The following is a 19,901-nucleotide window of genomic DNA, read 5'->3' as shown; positions in this document are numbered from 1 at the left end:
CCCGCAAGCGGTGTGAACCGTCCGGCCCACACCGCTCAACCCGTCACCTGACCCGACCTGACCTGGCGGGTTGATCCGCAGCTCGGCCTCTCGCGGTCAGATGCCCGCCGTCTGCCCGGCTGCCCCATCCGACCCGGCTGCCCCATCCGTCCCGGGCGGCCGATGCCCGTAGCTCGCCCCATGTCGTCCGACCTGGGTGCCCGCCCCACACAGCTCACAGCTCCACACAGCAGCTCCGCTCCGCCCCGCCCTGTCCGGCTCAGCCAGGCGCGGCCACGTGACGCGACCCGCGCCACCCAGCTCACCCCCACTCCGCACCGCTCACTCCGCACCGCCACTCCTCGTCACCCACCCTCGCCGCCCGGAGCCGCGCGGTGAGCCGTTCTCGGAGAAACAGTTCTCATGGCACCACGTACCAGCCGGCGCTCGACTCGACGGTCGTCTGTCGGGCAGTCCGCGTATTCGTCCGGCGGCCAGGCCGCGTCCGGGTCCGGGTCCGATTCCTCGGCGTCGGGCGGTGGGCGCAGGGTGCGGCGGGGGCGGGCCGCCGGGCACGGTGGTGGCGGGGGCGCGCACGGGGCGGCGCCGCCCGAGCGGAAGCGTCTGGTGCCGTTGCGGCTACGGCACCTGCTGCCGCTGCTCGTGCTCTTCGCGATGATGGCGATGCTGATGCTGCGCGGCTACGTGCACAGCGAGATCCTCGCCGACTACCGCATCCACCCCGAGGCCGCCACCGACAAGGTGCCGGAGAAGATCCTCGACGGCGGGCCGGTCGTCGACACCCGCAGCGGCCGGCAGAGCAGCCTGGACGTGCCGGACCACCGGATCGTGCTCACCTTCGACGACGGCCCCGACCCGAAGTGGACCCCCGAGGTCCTCGACCTCCTGAAGAAGCACCACGCGCACGCCGTCTTCTTCATCACCGGCACCATGGCCTCCCGCTACCCGGACCTGGTCCGGCGGATGGTGGACGAGGGGCATGAGATCGGGCTGCACACCTTCAACCACCCCGACCTCTCCTACCAGTCGACGAAGCGCATCGACTGGGAGCTCACCCAGAACCAACTGGCGCTGGCAGGCGCGGCGGGCATCCGCAGCTCCCTCTTCCGGCCGCCGTACTCCTCGTCCGCCGACGCCCTCGACAACGACTCCTGGCCGGTCACCCAGTTCGTCGGCAGCCGCGGCTACCTCACCGTCTTCACCACCGCCGACAGCGAGGACTGGCAGAGGCCGGGCGTGCGGCAGATCATCCGCAACTCCACGCCGAAGGGCGGCAAGGGCGCGATCGTCCTCATGCACGACTCCGGCGGCGACCGCCACCAGACGGTCCAGGCCCTCGACACCTACCTCCCCGAGCTCCAGGCGAAGGGCTACACGTTCGAGAACCTCACCGAGGCCCTGCACGCCCCCAGCGCGCACACCCCGGTCACCGGGGTCGAGCTGTGGAAGGGCAAGGCCTGGATCTTCCTGGTCGAGGCGTCCGACGACATCACCGGCGTCCTGGTCGTCGGCCTTGCCGTCATCGGCGTCCTCGTCTTCGCCCGCTTCGGCCTGATGCTGCTGCTGTCCGCGATCCACACCCGCCGCACCCGCCGCAAGGGCTTCGTCTGGGGGCCCGACGCGCCCGTCACCGAACCCGCGTCCGTGCTCGTCCCGGCCTACAACGAGGCCAAGTGCATCGAGAACACGGTGCGTTCGCTGATGCAGAGCGAGCACCCGATCGAGATCCTCGTCATCGACGACGGCTCCAGCGACGGCACCGCCCGCATCGTCGAGGACCTCGGCCTGCCCGGCGTGCGCGTCGTCCGGCAGCTCAACGCGGGCAAGCCGTCCGCGCTCAACCGGGGCATCGCCAACGCCTCGTACGACCTGATCGTGATGATGGACGGCGACACCGTCTTCGAGCCGGCCACGGTCCGCGAACTCGTCCAGCCGTTCGCCGACCCGCAGGTCGGCGCCGTCGCCGGCAACGCCAAGGTCGGCAACAAGGACACCCTCATCGGCGCCTGGCAGCACATCGAGTACGTGATGGGCTTCAACCTCGACCGCCGCATGTACGACGTCCTGCGCTGCATGCCCACCATCCCCGGCGCCGTCGGCGCGTTCCGCCGCACCGCCCTCGACCGGGTCGGCGGCATGAGCGACGACACCCTCGCCGAGGACACCGACATCACCATGGCCATCCACCGCGACGGCTGGAAGGTCGTCTACGCGGAGAAGGCGCGCGCCTGGACCGAGGCCCCCGAGTCCGTCCAGCAACTGTGGTCCCAGCGCTACCGCTGGTGCTACGGCACCATGCAGGCGATCTGGAAGCACCGGCGCGCGATCGTGGAGAAGGGTCCGTCCGGGCGGTTCGGGCGGGTCGGACTGCCGCTCGTCTCCCTCTTCATGGTCGTCGCCCCGCTCCTCGCGCCGCTCATCGACCTCTTCCTCGTCTACGGCCTGCTCTTCGGCCCGACCGGCAAGACGATCGCCGCCTGGTTCGGCGTCCTCGCCGTCCAGGCGGGCTGCGCGGCCTACGCCTTCGCCCTGGACCGCGAACGCCTCACCCCCCTCATCTCCCTCCCGCTCCAGCAACTCCTCTACCGCCAGCTCATGTACATCGTGCTGCTCCAGTCCTGGATCACCGCCCTCACCGGCGGCCGGCTGCGCTGGCAGAAACTGCGCCGCAAGGGCCAGGTGGCGGCCCCGCCCGGCGCCGCCACTCCCGCCATGGACGGGGGAGCGGTCTGATGAGCACCCAGCCGACAGAGACCGGGACCACGACCGACACCGCGACTGACACCGCGACCGACACGGCGGAGCAGTCACCGGCGCTGCCGACTCAGCACCAGGGGGCGGCGGGGAAGGAGGGGAAGGAGAAGAAGAGCGGCGGCGGACGCGACCGCTACTTCGACCTGCTCCGCGCCATCGCCCTCTTCCGCGTCGTCTTCTACCACCTGATGGGCTGGGCCTGGCTGCCCATCGTCTTCCCCTCCATGGGCGTGATGTTCGCGCTCGCCGGCAACCTCATGGCCCGCTCGCTGGCGAGCCGCCCCGCGCTGGACGTCGTACGGGGACGGCTGCGCCGGCTGCTGCCCCCGCTGTGGCTGCTGGGCGCGGTCGGCGTCACGGGCATGCTGCTGGCGGGCTGGAGCCCGGACGACGAGGGACACCCCGGCTGGTGGTGGCTCCACCTCGGCTACTGGATCCTGCCGCTGAGCGACCCGCCGTACGGCGACGGCCTGCCCGGCGTGCACGGGCTGATCGGCGCCGACTGGGGCGCCGACCTGGGCGTACCCCTCTGGTACATCCGCGCCTACCTCTGGTTCGTGCTGCTCTCCCCGTTCCTCCTGCGCGCCCTGCGCCGGCTGCCCTGGCCGACGATCCTCGCGCCGGTCGCGCTGTCCGCCGCCCTGGAGTTCGGCGCGCTGTCGGTGCCCGGCTGGCGGCTGGAGGCGAGCGTCAGCGACTTCGGCGCGTTCGGCGCGTGCTGGCTGCTGGGCATGGCGCACCAGGAGGGCATCCTGCGCCGGCTGCCCCGCTACGTCGTCCCGTCGCTGGCCCCGGCGGTCGGCGCGGTCGGCCTCTGGTACGCCCTGGGCCACCACATCAGGGAGGGCCACGACCTCGACGACATGCCGTTCGCGCAGTCCCTGTGGTCCTTCGCGGCGGTCCTGCTGCTCCTGCACCTCAGCCCGTCCTGGACCGAGTGGCCGGCCCCCCTGCGCCGCTGGGACCGGCTGGTCACCCTCCTCAACTCCCGTGCCGTGACGATCTACCTGTGGCACAACGTGTGCATCGGGATCGTCGAGGCCCTGTGGGACCGGCTGTGGAACTTCCCGTGGCTGGAGGTCAACACCCCGTGGCTGCTGCAGAGCCCGTGGCCGCAACTGCCGGTCATCTGGCTCCTCACCGCGGCCTGCGTCGTCTCCTTCGGCTGGGTCGAGGACCTGGCGGCCCGCCGCAGGCCCCGCCTGTGGCCGGACGGCCGCGGGGGCACGCGCCGGGCCTGAGGGCTGGAGGGCGCCGGGCCTGAGGGCGGAGGACCTGAAGGCCTGTGGGGGCTGTGGGGCCTGTGGAAGACTGCCGGCGTCGGCATCGGCATCGGCGTCACCCGGCGCCGCGACGCCAGGTGCGCCGGCCAGGCACCCCCGCGCTGAGCTCTCTCCAGAACCTCTCCCCAGAACCTCTCACCGGGCCGCAGCGCAAGGTGAGAGCAACGTTCCTTTCCGGTCACCCGCAGGCACAGCACGGAAACGCGCTCTCCCTACCTTCGGGACTACCCGAGTCCCGGACCACCGTGGAGGCGTCATGACAGCCCCTAGTACAGCCCCCGCACCCCCGTCGCCCACGAAGAAGGGGAGCCGCTGGATCGAGGAGTGGGACCCGGAGAACGAGACCTTCTGGAACGCGAAGGGCGAGAAGATCGCCCGCCGTAACCTGCTCTTCTCCGTCCTGTCCGAGCACATCGGCTTCTCGATCTGGACCCTGTGGTCCGTGCTGGTGCTCTTCATGGGCCCGGAGTACGGCCTCACCCCGGCCGACAAGTTCCTGCTGACGTCGATGGTGACGCTGGTCGGGGCGGTCGTGCGGGTGCCGTACACCTTCGCCGTCGCGGTCTTCGGCGGCCGGAACTGGACGATCGTCTCCGCCGGCCTGCTGCTGATCCCCACGGTCGCCGCGTTCACGGTGATGGAGCCGGGGACCTCCTTCAACACGTTCCTGCTGGTCGGCCTGCTGGCGGGCATCGGCGGCGGCAACTTCGCCTCCTCCATGACCAACATCAACGCCTTCTTCCCGCTCCGCAAGAAGGGCTGGGCGCTCGGGCTCAACGCGGGCGGCGGCAACATCGGCGTGCCGGTGATCCAGCTGATCGCCCTCGGCGTCATCGGGGCGAGCGGCGGGCCGCGCGTGCTGCTCGGGATCTACATCCCGCTGATCCTCGTCGCCGCGACCCTCGCCGCGCTGTTCATGGACAACCTCGCGTCCGTGAAGAACGACACCGGCGCCGCGATCGACGCGGCGAAGGACGGCCACACCTGGATCATGTCCTTCCTCTACGTCGGCACGTTCGGCTCGTTCATCGGGTACTCCTTCGCCTTCGGCCAGGTGCTGACCAACCAGTTCGGCCGGACGCCCCTCCAGGCGGCCTACCTCACCTTCATCGGCCCGCTGCTCGGCTCCCTCATCCGGCCCGTCGGCGGCTGGCTCGCCGACCGCTACGGCGGCGCCCGCATCACCCTGTACAACTACGTCGGCATGGCCGCCGCCACCGCCGTCCTGGTCTTCGCCAGCATGCAGAAGTCGCTGCCGCTCTTCGTCGCCGTCTTCGTGGTGCTGTTCGTCCTCACCGGGCTCGGCAACGGGTCGACGTACAAGATGATCCCCGGCATCTTCCAGGCGAAGGCCGTCGCCAAGGGGCTGTCGGGCGAGGAGGCGGCCCGCTACGGGCGCCGGCTGTCCGGCGCGTCCATGGGGCTCATCGGGGCGGTCGGCGCGCTCGGCGGGGTCGGCATCAACCTGGCCTTCCGGCAGTCCTTCCTCTCCTACGGCTCCGGGACCGGCGCCTTCGTCGCCTTCCTCGCCTTCTACGCGGCGTGCTTCGTGGTCACCTGGGCCGTATACCTTCGCCGCCCGGCCCCCGGCCGCGTCACCGCCGCCGGTACCGCCTCGCAGGCCGAGTCGCAGCTCAGCTACGCCGAGGTGTGACGTAACACTGGCGACATGAAGCCGAACCGAGCCTGTCACGCACCATTGACAGGCTCGCTCGGCATGTAGGTGCCATGCAGTGCGACTCGAACGCGGGACGAGTGTTATGTACCAGGGACAGCAACGACCGGACACCGGCCCCGAGGCCGCCGCCGAACACGGGCCCCTCGCGGGCTTCACCGTGGGCGTGACGGCCGCGCGCCGGGCCGAGGAGCTCGGCGCGCTGCTCCAGCGGCGCGGGGCGGCGGTGCTGCACGCGCCCGCCCTGCGCATCGTGCAGCTCGCCGACGACGGTGAACTGCTCGCCGCCACCCAGGGCCTCATCGACCAGGCGCCGGACGTCGTCGTCGCCACCACGGCCATCGGCTTCCGCGGCTGGGTCGAGGCCGCCGACGGCTGGGGGCTCGGCGAGCAGTTGCTCGCCCGGCTCGGCGGCGTCGAGCTGCTGGCCCGCGGGCCCAAGGTCAAGGGCGCCATCCGGGCCGCCGGGCTGACGGAGGAGTGGTCGCCGTCGAGCGAGTCCATGGCCGAGGTGCTCGACCGGCTGCTGGAGGAGGGCGTCGAGGGCCGCCGGGTCGCCGTCCAGCTGCACGGCGAGCCGCTGCCGGGGTTCGTGGAGTCGCTGCGGGTCGCGGGCGCGGAGGTCGTGGGGGTGCCCGTCTACCGGTGGATGCCGCCGGAGGACATCTCGCCGCTCGACCGGCTCCTCGACGCCGCCGTCTCCCGCGGACTGGACGCCATCACCTTCACCAGCGCGCCCGCCGCCGCGTCCCTGCTGTCGCGGGCGCAGGAGCGCGGGCTGCTGGCCGAGCTGCTCGCCGCCTTCCAGCACGACGTGCTGCCCGCCTGCGTCGGGCCGGTCACCGCGCTGCCGTTGCAGGCGCAGGGCGTGGACACCGTCTCCCCGGAGCGGTTCCGGCTCGGGCCGCTCGTGCAGTTGCTGTGCCGGGAGCTGCCGGGGCGGGCGCGGGCGCTGCCGGTCGCCGGGCACCGGATGGAGATCCGGGGGCACGCCGTGCTGGTGGACGGCTGCCTGAAGCCGGTGCCGCCGGCGGGGATGTCGTTGCTGCGGGCGCTGGCGCGGCGGCCGGGGTGGGTCGTGCCGCGCTCCGATCTGCTGCGGGCGCTGCCCGGTGCGGGGCGCGACGAGCACGCCGTCGAGACGGCGATGGCCCGGCTGCGGACGGCACTCGGCGCGCCGAAGCTGATCCAGACGGTGGTGAAGCGGGGGTATCGGCTGGCGCTGGATCCCGCCGCCGACGCGAAGTACGCGGACGCGTAGGCGGGTTGTCGGCGCCCTGTGTTGGTGTGGGAGTCACTGGGGGCTGCGCCCCCAGACCCCCGCTATCGGCCCTTGAGGGGCCTTGTCCTCAAACGCCGGACGGGCTGGTGAATGCCGGACGGGCTAGTGAATAGCGTCCGGCGCTGGCAGTGTGGTGGAGGGGACGGTTCCTCAGTTGGTGGTGACGCGTGCATGGACGGGCTTCGGTTCGATGCCGGGCGGGTCTGTCTCGACCTGCTCGCGACCGCGCATCCCTGTGAACGGCTCGACGCCGTCGGGCCGTTGGGGGCGTGGATCCGTGGGTGCGGGCTCGTCCCGCCGGGCACCCCGCTCGCCCACGCCGACGCTTCCTGGCCGCCGGCCTTCCGGGAACTGCGGCGTGACGTCGGCCGGTTGGTGCACGGGTGGCTGGCCCGCAGCGATGCCGGGGTGTACGACCTCGCCCTCGCGCGGGTCAACGACGTCGCCCGGGGCGCGCCCCCGACCCCCCGTGCCGTACGCGGTGAAGACGGGGCGCTCGTGCGGGCGTTGGACGGGCCGCCGGAGTGTGCCGCGCTGCTCGCCGCCGTGGCCCGGGACGCGGTGGAGCTGCTCACCGATCCCGTCGTGCGGGCGGGGCTGCGGCAGTGCGCCGGGGACAACTGCCCGATCGTGTACGTCGACACGTCCCGGGGGCGCAGGAGGCGCTGGTGTTCCAGCGAGGTCTGCGGGAACCGGGAGCGGGTCGCACGCCACCGCCGGCGCGTGGCGGCACTCGCGCGCGGGTGAGCTCCTCAACTGCCCTGTCTGGTATGCGGCTTTCATGAGGGTGGAACGGTCCAACTGTCGACGTGATTTCGATTACACGTCGTTTACTCGCGTCACGCCTCGGGCAGTCGGCCCGATCTTGTCGGTGTGGCGGAAATGTAAAGAAAACGGGGTGGGAATGTGCCGCCATGTCCCCCTCGTCATGACACTCCGAAGAAAACTGTCGCCTCGGTTTGAACATCCGTCACCCCGCTTGCGTACCCGTCATCGAGCGACCGACTGGGGGAACCCCCGGACACCGGAGGTGGGCGTGCGCAAGGATGCGGCCGTGGCCAATGAACGTGGATCGAGGGCCCGACATCGCATGTCCCAGCCCTCGGAGCCTGACGAGGAGCTGATGCGTGCTCTGTATCGGGAGCATGCCGGACCCCTGCTTGCGTATGTCCTGCGCCTGGTTGCCGGAGACCGGCAGCGTGCCGAGGACGTCGTACAAGAGACGCTCATCCGTGCCTGGAAGAACGCCGGTCAGCTCAATCGGGCGACCGGATCGGTACGCCCCTGGCTGGTGACGGTCGCACGTCGCATCGTCATCGACGGCCACCGCAGCCGGCAGGCCCGGCCGCAGGAGGTCGACCCGTCGCCGCTGGAGGTCATTCCTGCGGAGGACGAGATCGACAAGGCGCTGTGGCTGATGACGCTGTCGGACGCGCTCGACGACCTGACCCCGGCCCACCGGGAAGTGCTCGTCGAGACGTACTTCAAGGGGCGCACCGTCAACGAGGCGGCCGAGACGCTGGGCATACCCAGCGGCACCGTTCGCTCTCGGGTCTTCTATGCCCTGCGGTCGATGAAGCTGGCTCTGGAAGAGCGGGGGGTGACGGCGTGATGAGCGGTTACGGGGGATTCGGCGCGGGTGGTTCGGGTATGTCTGGTCCCATGCAGGGATCAGTGGGATCTCCGAGCCCCAGCGAACACGAGACCGTCGGCGCCTACGCCCTCGGCATTCTCGACGACGCCGAGGCGACCACCTTCGAGATGCACCTCGCGGGCTGCGAATGGTGCGCCCAGCAGCTCGACGAGCTCGCCGGCATGGAGCCCATGCTGGCCGCCCTCGCGGACCTGCCGGGCACCGGCACACCCGCGATCGGCGAGTCCCTGTCCGCCCGTCCCAGCCCGCGCCTCGCGGAACGGCTGGTCGACGAGGTGTCCGAGCGCCGCGCGGTCAAGCGCCGCCGCTCCTTCTTCCTGGTGGCGGCCGCGGCCGCGCTGATCATCGGCGGCCCGCTCACCGTGCTCGCGGCGACCGGCGGCGACAGCGGCACCAAGGGGACCGAGGCGAGCGCCACCAAGTCCGCCAGCACCGCCAAGTCGACCTTCGACACGCTCTCCGACCGGGTCACCGCGACCGACTCCACCTCCAAGGCGACGGCGACCGTCGCCATGGGCCAGAAGGCGTGGGGCACGGAGATCGGCGTCGAACTGAAGAACGTGACGGGCCCCGAGAAGTGCTCGCTCATCGCCGTCGGCAAGAACGGCGAGCGCGAGACGGTCTCCTCCTGGGCGGTCCCGCCGCAGGGCTACGGCATCCCCACCGCCACGACCGAGCAGGCCAAGAACCCGCTCTACGTGGTGGGCGGCGCGGCCTTCGCCCCGGACGAGATCGACCACTTCGAGATCATGACCTTCGACGGCAAGAAGATCGTCCAGGTCGACGCGTAGCTATTGCGGGCCCCTTTCGCGTACGGTTGACGGCTGCCCAGCACGTCAGAAGGGGGCCCGGTGGCCGCTCAGGCTCAGCAGGAAACCGCGGTCGGATCGGTTCGGCACATGACGCCGGATTCGGTACGGGACCGCGAGATCAGCGTCGAACAGGAACACCTCGACCGGGTGTACCACCGGCTCGAGGAGAAGATCCACGAAGCCGAGTTCCTCATGGACGACGCGGCCAAGCGCGGCCAGGTCGGCACGCCCGGCGCCCTCGCCGAGCGGGACGCGCAGGTGTTCCGCGCAGGCGTCCACCTCAATCGGCTCAACAACGAGTTCGAGGACTTCCTGTTCGGGCGGATCGACCTGCTCCTCGGGAAGGACGGCAAGAAGGGCCCCGACGGCGCCTACACCGCCGTCGAGCCCGCGGAGGGGTCGGTGCGGCCCGACAACACCGCCGACATCGCCGAGACGCTCCACATCGGCCGGATCGGCGTCCTCGACTCCGAGTACGCCCCGCTCGTCATCGACTGGCGGGCGCCCGCCGCGGCGCCCTTCTACCGGTCCACCCCGGTCGACCCGGGGCGTGTCGTACGGCGCCGGGTGATCCGCTCCAAGGGGCGGCGCGTCCTCGGCGTCGAGGACGACCTGATGCGTCCCGAGCTGAAGGCGTTCCTGGCCGGCGACGAACTTCCCGTCATCGGCGACGGCGCCCTGATGGCCGCCCTCGGACAGGCCCGCAGCCACACCATGCGGGACATCGTCGCCTCCATCCAGGCCGAACAGGACCTGGTCATCCGCGCCCCCGCCGCCTCCGTGACCTACGTCGAGGGCGGCCCGGGGACCGGCAAGACGGCCGTCGCCCTGCACCGGGCGGCCTACCTCCTCTACCAGGACCGGCGCCGGTACGCGGGCGGCATCCTCATCGTCTCGCCCACCCCGCTGCTGGTCGCGTACACCGAGGGCGTGCTGCCGTCCCTCGGCGAGGAGGGCCAGGTCGCCATCCGCGCCATCGGCTCCCTCGTCGACGGCGCCGAGGCCACCCTGTACGACTCCCCGGCCGTAGCCCGCGCCAAGGGCTCGCACCGGATGCTGAAGGTGCTGCGCAAGGCCGCGCGCGGCGCGCTGGAATCCGGTACCGGCGGCCGGCACCCGGGGCAGCGGAACGCGGGGCAACTGAGCTTCGACGAGGCCCCCGCCCCCGCCGCCGGCACTCCCACGCGGCTGCGGGTCGTCGCCTTCAACCGCCGGCTGGAGCTGGAGGCCGCCGACCTGGACCGGGTCCGGCAGAGCGCCCTCAGCGGCACCGCGCCGGTGAACCTGCTGCGCCCGCGCGCCCGCAAGCTGCTCCTGGACGCCCTGTGGGAGCGCTCCGGCGCGGCCGGCCGGCACACCGACCCCGAGCTCGCCGCCGAGCTGCGCTCCTCCTTCGACGAGGACGTCACCACCGAGGACGCCTTCGTCGCCTTCCTCGACGCCTGGTGGCCCGAGCTGACCCCGCAGGCCGTGCTCGCGGCCATGGCCGACGAACGGCGGCTCGGCCGCTGGGCGAGACACATCCTCAACCCCGGCGAGGTCCGCAAGGTCGCCCGCGCCCTCAAGCGGGACGGCCGCTCCGTCCACGACATCGCCATGCTGGACGAACTCGAGTCGATCCTCGGCGCCCCGCTGCGCCCGAGGAAGCGCCGCGAGCTCGACCCGCTGGACCACCTCACCGGGCTGGAGGAGCTGATGCCGACGCGTGAGGAGACGCAGCGCGAGCGCGCCGAGCGGCTCGCGCAGGAGCGCACCGAGTACGCGCACGTCATCGTCGACGAGGCGCAGGACCTCACCCCGATGCAGTGGCGGATGGTCGGCCGCCGCGGCCGGCACGCCACCTGGACGGTCGTCGGCGACCCGGCCCAGTCCTCCTGGTCCGACCCCGACGAGGCCGCCGAGGCCCGCGACGAGGCCCTCGGCAGCCGCCCCCGCCGCCGCTTCCAGCTCACCGTGAACTACCGCAACCCGGCCGAGATCGCCGAGCTGGCCGCCAAGGTGCTGGCGCTGGCCATGCCGGGCGCCGAGTCCCCGTCGGCGGTCAGGTCGACGGGCGTCGTGCCCCGTTTCGTGGGAACGAACCAAAGGCACAGCGCCGCCGTGACGGGAACCATGGCGTCGGCCGTCCGGGCCGAGGCCGAACGGCTCCTCGACCGGGTCGACGGCACCGTCGGCGTCGTCGTGGCCATGAACCGCCGCGAGGAGGCCAGGCGCTGGCTCGCCGGGCTCGGCGATCGCGTGGTGGCCCTCGGCAGCCTGGAGGCCAAGGGCCTGGAGTACGACGCCACGGTCGTCGTCTCCCCGGCGGAGATCGCGGACGAGAGCCCGGCCGGCCTGCGCGTGCTGTACGTGGCCCTCACCCGGGCCACCCAGCAGCTCACGGTCGTCTCCGGGGACCGCGACGAGCCGGACGCGAACGGCGTCCCCGACCTCCTCAGGGACTGAACGGGACCGAACGGGGCTCGAGCGGCCGGTTGTTTCCAGTGAACAGGCCGGACGGGAATGGCGTTCGGGGATCCGTTTGTTAGCCTGGGTGTGACACCGGCTCGATCCAAGCCCCCGGGCCCAACCTTCGTCGCTACGAGCGACCACTTGCCGCGAGGCGAGCATGGCGGGTCGGTGTCACCTACGTGAGAGAGGCCCACGTCACATCAGTGACGTGGGCCTCTTTCGTTGGCCGATCAACTCTCGTATGGTGGAAGTCGTTTTCCGAAGTCGCAGTTGTTCCCCGTCCCGTGAACAAAACGTCCGCAATACCAGGGCGGCTACCACGTACTCGGGGGTAGGTGCGACGATCGGACCGCAAACCCGCGACCCAGCAGTGCAGAGGAAGTCGGCCATGGCAACGGCGCCCAGCGTCTCCTACTCGATGACGGTCCGGCTGGAGGTGCCCGCGAGCGGAACCGCGGTCTCCCAGCTCACCGGAGCCGTCGAGTCCCACGGAGGCTCGGTCACCGGCCTCGACGTCACCGCCTCCGGGCACGAGAAGCTCCGCATCGACGTCACCATCGCGGCCACCTCCACCGCCCACGCCGACGAGATCGTCGAGCAACTGCGCGGCATCGAGGGCGTCACCCTCGGCAAGGTCTCCGACCGTACGTTCCTGATGCACCTCGGCGGCAAGATCGAGATGCAGTCCAAGCACCCCATCCGCAACCGTGACGATCTCTCGATGATCTACACGCCGGGTGTGGCCCGCGTCTGCATGGCGATCGCCGAGAACCCCGAGGACGCCCGCCGTCTCACCATCAAGCGCAACTCCGTTGCGGTCGTGACGGACGGCTCGGCCGTGCTGGGCCTGGGCAACATCGGCCCCATGGCCGCCCTCCCCGTGATGGAGGGCAAGGCGGCCCTCTTCAAGCGGTTCGCCGGCATCGACGCCTGGCCGCTGTGCCTGGACACCCAGGACACCGACGCGATCGTCGAGATCGTCAAGGCGATCGCCCCGGGCTTCGCGGGCATCAACCTCGAGGACATCTCGGCCCCGCGCTGCTTCGAGATCGAGGCCCGCCTGCGCGAGGCCCTCGACATCCCCGTCTTCCACGACGACCAGCACGGCACCGCGATCGTCGTCCTGGCCTCCCTCACGAACGCCCTGCGTGTCGTGGGCAAGGGCGTCGGGGACGTCCGGGTCGTCATGTCCGGCGCCGGCGCCGCCGGCACGGCCATCCTCAAGCTGCTGATCGCGGCCGGCGTGAAGAACGCGGTCGTCGCCGACATCCACGGCGTCGTCCACGCGGACCGCGAGGACCTCGTCGACGCGGCCCCGGACTCGGCGCTGCGCTGGATCGCCGACAACACCAACCCCGAGAGCCTCACCGGCACCCTGAAGGAGGCCGTGCGCGGCGCGGACGTCTTCATCGGCGTCTCCGCCCCGAACGTCATCGACGGCACCGACGTCGCCGCGATGGCCGACGACGCGATCGTGTTCGCACTCGCGAACCCGGACCCCGAGGTGGACCCGGCGATCGCCCGCCAGACGGCCGCGGTCGTGGCCACCGGCCGCTCCGACTTCCCCAACCAGATCAACAACGTGCTGGTCTTCCCGGGTGTCTTCCGGGGCCTGCTGGACGCGCAGTCCCGCACGGTCAACACCGACATGATGCTGGCGGCTGCAAAGGCCCTGGCGGAGGTCGTGAGCGACGACGAGCTGAACGCGAACTACATCATCCCGAGCGTCTTCAACGACAAGGTCGCGGGCGCGGTGGCGGGCGCGGTGCGGGAGGCCGCGAAGGCGGTCGGCGCGTCGGCCTCGTAGGCTCTGACGGGTGAGCGGCGGGGCCGTGCGGCTGTGAGGATGGCCACGACGGCCCCGTGACGGCGCGTCGCGGAACGGCGCGCCGATCGCGGCCCTCTAGGGTTGCGCCCGAGCTAAGCGCTCCGGCGTGACACACAAGGGTTGTCCCACCACTCCGAGCGGGTGCCGGATTGGCTTTCCCGCCGCAGGTAGGGGCAGGATGCGTCCCTGGGCGCGAGCACAACGACTTCGCTGTGCCCCACAGGCGGCTCCGCCGCGTGGCACGCCTCAACGGCAAGAAGAACACGGGAGTAACAACATGAACCGCAGTGAGCTGGTGGCCGCGCTGGCCGACCGCGCCGAGGTGACCCGCAAGGACGCCGACGCAGTGCTGGCCGCGTTCGCCGAGGTCGTCGGCGACATCGTCTCCAAGGGCGACGAGAAGGTCACCATCCCCGGCTTCCTGACCTTCGAGCGCACCCACCGTGCCGCTCGCACCGCGCGCAACCCGCAGACCGGCGACCCGATCCAGATCCCGGCCGGCTACAGCGTCAAGGTCTCCGCGGGCTCGAAGCTCAAGGAAGCGGCCAAGGGCAAGTAAGCGCTCCGCTTGAGAGCGCCGTTGGCAATGCGAGGGGGCGGCACCCGGAATCCGGGTGCCGCCCCCTCGTGGTTCGCTCACCGATGGCCTCAAACGCCGGCCGGGCTGGGTTGTGCCGGCCGGGCTGGATTTGTCACCGGGCTGGATTGTCGACCAGGCTGGGTTTTGTGGCTCTAGCCGAGTGCCTTGCCCGGTAGTTCGACCTTTGCGCCAAGTTCGACGAGCTTCTCCATGAAGTTCTCGTAGCCGCGGTTGATGAGGTCGATGCCGTGGACGCGGGAGGTGCCCTGGGCCGCGAGGGCGGCGATCAGGTACGAGAAGCCGCCGCGCAGGTCGGGGATGACCAGGTCGGCGCCCTGGAGCTTGGTCGGGCCGGAGACGACCGCCGAGTGGAGGAAGTTGCGCTGGCCGAAGCGGCAGTTCGAGCCGCCCAGGCACTCGCGGTAGAGCTGGATGTGGGCGCCCATCTGGTTGAGCGCGGAGGTGAAGCCGAGGCGGGACTCGTAGACCGTCTCGTGGATGATCGACAGGCCCGTCGCCTGGGTGAGCGCGACCACCAGGGGCTGCTGCCAGTCGGTCTGGAAACCGGGGTGGACGTCCGTCTCCAGCGCGATGGACTTCAACTGGCCGCCGGGGTGCCAGAAGCGGATGCCCTCGTCGTCGATCTCGAAGGCGCCGCCCACCTTGCGGTAGGTGTTGAGGAACGTCATCATCGAGCGCTGCTGGGCGCCGCGGACGTAGATGTTGCCCTCGGTCGCCAGCGCCGCGCTCGCCCAGGAGGCGGCCTCCAGACGGTCCGAGAGGGCCGCGTGGTTGTAGCCGCCGAGCTTGTCCACACCGGTGATGCGGATGGTGCGGTCGGTGTCCATCGCGATGATGGCGCCCATCTTCTGCAGGACGCAGATGAGGTCCTCGATCTCGGGCTCCACGGCCGCGTTCGCGAGCTCGGTGACGCCCTCGGCCAGGACGGCCGTCAGCAGCACCTGCTCGGTCGCGCCGACGGACGGGTACGGCAGCACGATCTTCGTGCCGCGCAGCCGCTGCGGGGCCTCCAGGTACTGACCGTCGTCCCGCTTCTCGATCTTCGCGCCGAACTGCCGCAGCACCTCGAAGTGGAAGTCGATCGGCCGGCCGCCGATGTCGCAGCCGCCGAGGCCGGGGATGAAGGCGTGCCCCAGCCGGTGCAGCAGCGGACCGCAGAGGAGGATCGGGATACGGCTCGACCCCGCGTGGGCGTCGATGTCGGCGACGTTGGCGCTCTCGACGTAGGTCGGGTCGAGCACCAGCTCGCCCGGCTCCTCGCCCGGACGGACCGTCACCCCGTGCAGTTGCAGCAGGCCGCGTACGACCCGCACGTCACGAATGTCCGGAACGTTGCGCAGCCGACTCGGCTCACTGCCCAGCAGGGCGGCGACCATGGCCTTGGGTACGAGGTTCTTCGCACCGCGGACACGGATCTCGCCCTCGAGCGGGGTTCCGCCGTGGACAAGCAGTACGTCGTCAGAGCCGTTGACGGTCATGTATCTCGCGTTCCATGGATGGTGGATGGGGCAGCGGGCCTTGAGTCGGCCTCGGGTCGGCCTTGAGTCGGCCTCGGGTCGGGGCAGGGGCCAGATGAGACAGAGTAATCGCCGTCGCCCCCTGTCCCGTAAGCCCGCGGGCGACCCGGGATCGTCATAGCCCTGTCACAACACGAACGGTTCTGCGGCGGGCACAGGGGGTCACCGTCGGCCGTCCCGCCGGTCCGCGCGCCGTGACCGCACCCGTGCGCCCGACCTGCCATGCGAGCTCCTGCCCGCATTGGCTCCCCACTTCCCGGGAATGTGCGGGATCATGTCTGGCATGACCGAGGTGTCCTCGCTCACAGGACGGCTGCTCGTGGCAACGCCCGTCCTGGCGGACCCGAACTTCGACCGCGCGGTGGTGCTCCTTCTCGACCACGACGAGAAGGGCTCCCTCGGCGTCGTCCTCAACCGGCCCACACCGGTGGGCGTGAGCGACATCCTGGAGGGCTGGGCGGACTTCACCGGCGAGCCCGGCGTCGTCTTCCAGGGCGGCCCGGTGTCCCTCGACTCCGCCCTCGGGATCGCCGTCATCCCGGGCGGCCCGGCCGTCGACGGCACCCCGCTGGGCTGGCGGCGGGTGCACGGCGCGATCGGCCTCGTCGACCTGGAGGCCCCGCCGCAGCTCCTCGCCCCGGCCCTCGGCTCCCTCCGGATCTTCGCCGGATACGCCGGCTGGGGCCCCGGCCAGTTGCAGGACGAGCTGGAGGAGGGCGCCTGGTACGTGGTCGACTCCGAGCCCGGCGACGTCTCGTGCCCGTTCCCGGAGAGACTCTGGCGCGAGGTGCTGCGCCGGCAGCGCAGCGAACTGGCGATGGTGGCGACGTATCCGGACGACGCCTCGCTCAACTGACGCGGGTGAGCTTCCGACGTCCGCGAGGTTCCGACGTCTGCGAGCTTCCGACGCGGGTGAGTTTCGTTGCTCGGCTTCAGTACTCTGGACAGCATGAGCACTCTTGAGCCTGAGACCCAGCCCCAGCGAGGCACTGGGACGGGGACCCTCGTGGAGCCGACGCCGCAGGTGTCGCACGGCGACGGGGACCACGAGCGCTTCGCTCACTACGTCCAGAAGGACAAGATCATGGCGAGCGCCCTGGACGGCACGCCCGTCGTGGCGCTGTGCGGCAAGGTCTGGGTGCCCGGCCGCGACCCGAAGAAGTATCCCGTGTGCCCGATGTGCAAGGAGATCTTCGAGTCCATGGGCGCGGGCGGCGACGACAAGGGCAAGGGCGGCGACAAGAAGTAGCCCTTCGGGCCCTTCCCGCCTTCCCCTGATGCTCTTAGCGGTGTTCCAGGGCCCTCGGGGCGCGTCCGGCGCGCTTCGGGGGCTTTTTTGCGTCTTCTGACGCGTTCTGACGCCTTCTGTCGTTGCGCGGGGTGCGTCAGGTGGTCACAGAGTGGTTGAGACCTCTTGTCGGCATGTTCATGTAGTCCCTAGCCTCCGGTGTGTTGTGCAGAGCAAAACAGTCGTTGCGCATGGCGCAACGCTCGCTCGGAGGGAGCGCTCCACTGGATGGTGCTCAGCGCCTTCAAACCGGCCGGGGAGACCGAGTCCGGCGAGCCGCGGCCGTGGACGCTCGCGCCCTCTCCGGATTCCTTCCGGCGGGTGTTCGGGCAGCAGGAATTCGGCCGTTACTTCCTCAACAGTCTTGTCGTGGCGGGCGCCGTGGTGATCGCCTCCGGAGTGATCGCGTTTCTCGCCGCGACCGCCGTGGCCCGATTCCGGTTCCGCTTCCGGACCACCTTGCTGATCATGTTCCTGGTGGCTCAGACGGTGCCCGTGGAGGCCCTGACGATCCCCCTGTTCTTCCTCATGCGGGACCTCGGCCAGTTGAACACCCTGGGGTCGCTGATCCTGCCCCACATCGCCTTCTCGCTGCCCTTCGCGATCTGGATGCTGCGCGGGTTCGTGAAAGCGGTTCCGGAGGCGCTGGAGGAGGCCGCGTACCTCGACGGGGCGAGCCGCGGCCGCTTTCTGTGGCAGATCCATTTCCCGCTCGTCCTGCCGGGGCTGGTGGCCACCAGCGTGTTTTCCTTCATCTCCGCCTGGAACGACTTCCTCTTCGCCAAGTCCTTCAACATCAGCGACACTTCCCGGTCGACCCTGCCGATGGCTCTCCTGGTCTTCTACAAGCCGGACGACCCGGACTGGGGCGGCGTGATGGCGGGCTCCACGGTGATGACGATTCCGGTCCTGGTGTTCTTCGTACTCGTACAGCGACGACTGGTCTCCGGGCTGGGCGGCGCGGTTAAGGACTGACCATGACGTCACTGATTCCGGCGCCCCGCCGGGTCGTCGCCGGTTCCGGCGAGGTACGGCTGACGGCGCGCTCCCGGCTCTGCGCAGGTCCCGGGACGGAGGGCGTCGGTCACTGGCTGCGCACCGTCCTGTGGCAGGCCACCGGCCTGCCGCTGCGCGAGGGGCGGGAGCCCGACGACGCCGGCGACGGCGCAATCGGACTCCGGCTGGATGCCGGCCTCGGCCCCGAGGAGTACCGCCTCGTCAGCGACGGGACCGGCGTCCTCGTCGTCGGCGGCAGCGCGGCCGGCGTGTTCCGGGGCGCCCAGACGCTGCGGCAGCTCCTCGGCCCCGACGCGTACCGCAGGGCCCCGCTCGACCGCGACCGCGCCTGGGCCGTACCGCACGTCACGATCGAGGACTCGCCCCGTTTCCCCTGGCGCGGCCTCATGCTCGACGTGGCCCGGCACTTCATGCCCAAGGAAGGCGTCCTGCGCTACCTGGACCTGATGGCGGCGCACAAACTCAACGTCTTCCACTTCCATCTGACGGACGATCAGGGCTGGCGCGTCGAGATCAGGCGGTACCCCCGGCTGACCGAGGTCGGCTCCTGGCGCGCACGCACGAAATTCGGTCACCGCGCCTCACCGCTCTGGGACGAGAAGCCGCACGGTGGCTACTACACCCAGGACGACATCCGGGAGATCGTCGCGTACGCCGCCGAGCGGCATATCGCCGTCGTCCCCGAAATCGACGTACCCGGACACTCGCAGGCCGCGATCGCCGCGTATCCGGAACTCGGCAACACCGACGTCGTCGACACCGACACCAACTCCCTCTCCGTCTGGGACACCTGGGGCGTCAACCCGAACGTACTCGCCCCCACTGACAACACCCTGCGCTTCTACGAAGGGGTCTTCGAGGAAGTCCTCGATCTCTTCCCCTCGGAGTTCGTGCACATCGGGGGCGACGAATGCCCCAAGGACCAGTGGCGGCGCTCGCCCACCGCACAGGCCCGCATCCGGGAACTCGGACTCGCGGACGAGGACCAGTTGCAGTCCTGGTTCATCGGCCACTTCGACACGTGGCTCTCCGCGCGCGGGCGTCGGCTCATCGGCTGGGACGAGATCCTGGAGGGCGGGCTCGCCGAGGGCGCGGCGGTGTCGTCCTGGCGCGGGTACGCGGGCGGGATCGCCGCCGCGCGCGCGGGGCACGACGTCGTCATGTGCCCCGAGCAGCAGGTGTACCTGGACCACCGGCAGGCGCCCGGCACGGACGAGCCCGTCCCGATCGGCTACGTGCGCACCCTGGAGGACGTCTACCGGTTCGAGCCCGTTCCCGCCGAGTTGACGCCCCGGGAGGCGGCGCACGTGCTCGGCACGCAGGCCAACCTGTGGACCGAGGTGATGGAGGATCACGCGCGCGTCGACTATCAGGCGTTCCCCCGGCTCGCCGCCTTCGCCGAGGTCGCGTGGAGCGCCCTGCCCGCCCCGGCGGAACGGGACTTCGCCGGCTTCGAGGAGCGGATGACGGCCCATTACGCGCGCCTCGACGCCCTGGGCGTCGGCTACCGCCCGCCGTCCGGACCCCGGCCGTGGCAGCGGCGGCCCGGCGTCCTCGGGCGCCCGATCGACGGCCCGCCCCCGAACCGGTAGTCCCGGCCGGCCCACGCCGTGACCCGGGCGCACGTCACGGATAAACCCCGGCAGGATCACCGAAGAGTGGCAATTCGCGCGCACCGGTGATGCCGTACGAAAACGGACCATCGGTGCGATGAGGTGGGCGAATGCCTCCTAGCGGAC

15 protein-coding genes are annotated in these 19,901 nt (G+C 70.9%); 14 read left to right on the top strand and 1 reads right to left on the bottom strand.

All coding sequences use genetic code 11. The features are described from left to right. The first annotated feature begins 654 nt into the window (after positions 1–654). The 10 genes from OG352_RS16695 to OG352_RS16650 all read left to right on the top strand — a co-directional run bounded on the left by OG352_RS16695 (position 655) and on the right by OG352_RS16650 (position 14,298). On the top strand, positions 655–2,733 hold the full coding sequence (locus tag OG352_RS16695) for a bifunctional polysaccharide deacetylase/glycosyltransferase family 2 protein (protein WP_329223859.1): 2,079 nt from the start codon (positions 655–657) through the stop codon (positions 2,731–2,733). Then, the gene (locus OG352_RS16690) at positions 2,733–3,995 is read left to right on the top strand and encodes an acyltransferase family protein (protein ID WP_329217821.1); all 1,263 of its coding nucleotides are present in this window, start codon (positions 2,733–2,735) and stop codon (positions 3,993–3,995) included. The genes OG352_RS16695 and OG352_RS16690 overlap by 1 nt, the downstream gene beginning before the upstream one ends. Before the next feature lie 298 nt (positions 3,996–4,293). Continuing rightward, on the top strand, positions 4,294–5,691 hold the full coding sequence (locus tag OG352_RS16685; RefSeq protein WP_329217820.1) for a nitrate/nitrite transporter: 1,398 nt from the start codon (positions 4,294–4,296) through the stop codon (positions 5,689–5,691). 106 nt (positions 5,692–5,797) lie between these two features. Then, complete coding sequence (locus OG352_RS16680) at positions 5,798–6,973, top strand: uroporphyrinogen-III synthase (protein ID WP_329223858.1); 1,176 nt, start codon at positions 5,798–5,800, stop codon at positions 6,971–6,973. Between the two features lie 192 nt (positions 6,974–7,165). Further along, positions 7,166–7,741, top strand: a complete 576-nt coding sequence (locus OG352_RS16675) for a CGNR zinc finger domain-containing protein (protein WP_329217819.1) — start codon at positions 7,166–7,168, stop codon at positions 7,739–7,741. A gap of 343 nt (positions 7,742–8,084) precedes the next feature. Further along, the gene (locus OG352_RS16670) at positions 8,085–8,606 is read left to right on the top strand and encodes a sigma-70 family RNA polymerase sigma factor (protein ID WP_010039908.1); all 522 of its coding nucleotides are present in this window, start codon (positions 8,085–8,087) and stop codon (positions 8,604–8,606) included. Between the two features lie 50 nt (positions 8,607–8,656). Further along, complete coding sequence (locus OG352_RS16665; protein ID WP_329217816.1) at positions 8,657–9,439, top strand: anti-sigma factor family protein; 783 nt, start codon at positions 8,657–8,659, stop codon at positions 9,437–9,439. A 60-nt stretch (positions 9,440–9,499) separates the two neighbouring features. After that, positions 9,500–11,905 carry a HelD family protein gene (locus OG352_RS16660; protein WP_329217814.1) on the top strand — a complete coding sequence of 802 codons (2,406 nt, stop codon included), beginning with the start codon at positions 9,500–9,502 and terminating at the stop codon, positions 11,903–11,905. Positions 11,906–12,299: 394 nt separating this feature from the next. Then, positions 12,300–13,718 carry an NAD-dependent malic enzyme gene (locus OG352_RS16655; RefSeq protein WP_329217813.1) on the top strand — a complete coding sequence of 473 codons (1,419 nt, stop codon included), beginning with the start codon at positions 12,300–12,302 and terminating at the stop codon, positions 13,716–13,718. Positions 13,719–14,016: 298 nt separating this feature from the next. Next, positions 14,017–14,298 (top strand): HU family DNA-binding protein, encoded by a 282-nt coding sequence (locus OG352_RS16650; protein ID WP_004000874.1) that lies wholly within the window; start codon positions 14,017–14,019, stop codon positions 14,296–14,298. Positions 14,299–14,471: 173 nt separating this feature from the next. On the opposite strand, the gene murA is transcribed toward OG352_RS16650, so the two are convergent. Next, complete coding sequence (gene murA, locus OG352_RS16645) at positions 14,472–15,818, bottom strand: UDP-N-acetylglucosamine 1-carboxyvinyltransferase (RefSeq protein WP_329217812.1); 1,347 nt, start codon at positions 15,816–15,818, stop codon at positions 14,472–14,474. 322 nt (positions 15,819–16,140) lie between these two features. Between murA and OG352_RS16640 the strand changes: the two genes are divergently transcribed. From OG352_RS16640 to OG352_RS16625, 4 genes are all read left to right on the top strand, one after another. Next, a complete protein-coding gene (locus tag OG352_RS16640; RefSeq protein WP_329217810.1) occupies positions 16,141–16,713 on the top strand; it encodes a YqgE/AlgH family protein in 573 nt (190 codons plus the stop codon). Positions 16,714–16,806: 93 nt separating this feature from the next. Continuing rightward, positions 16,807–17,106, top strand: coding sequence for a DUF3039 domain-containing protein (locus OG352_RS16635; RefSeq protein WP_093772932.1), 300 nt, complete (start codon positions 16,807–16,809; stop codon positions 17,104–17,106). A 198-nt stretch (positions 17,107–17,304) separates the two neighbouring features. Beyond that, positions 17,305–18,120, top strand: coding sequence for a carbohydrate ABC transporter permease (locus OG352_RS16630; RefSeq protein WP_443072289.1), 816 nt, complete (start codon positions 17,305–17,307; stop codon positions 18,118–18,120). 2 nt (positions 18,121–18,122) lie between these two features. Continuing rightward, positions 18,123–19,754 carry a beta-N-acetylhexosaminidase gene (locus OG352_RS16625; RefSeq protein ID WP_329217809.1) on the top strand — a complete coding sequence of 544 codons (1,632 nt, stop codon included), beginning with the start codon at positions 18,123–18,125 and terminating at the stop codon, positions 19,752–19,754. Positions 19,755–19,901: the final 147 nt, after the last annotated feature.

The sequence above is a fragment of the Streptomyces sp. NBC_01485 genome (assembly GCF_036227125.1).
Lineage (GTDB): Bacteria > Actinomycetota > Actinomycetes > Streptomycetales > Streptomycetaceae > Streptomyces.
The sequence above is the reverse complement of the archived record's forward strand: the minus strand, read 5'-3'. Positions and strand labels throughout refer to the sequence as shown.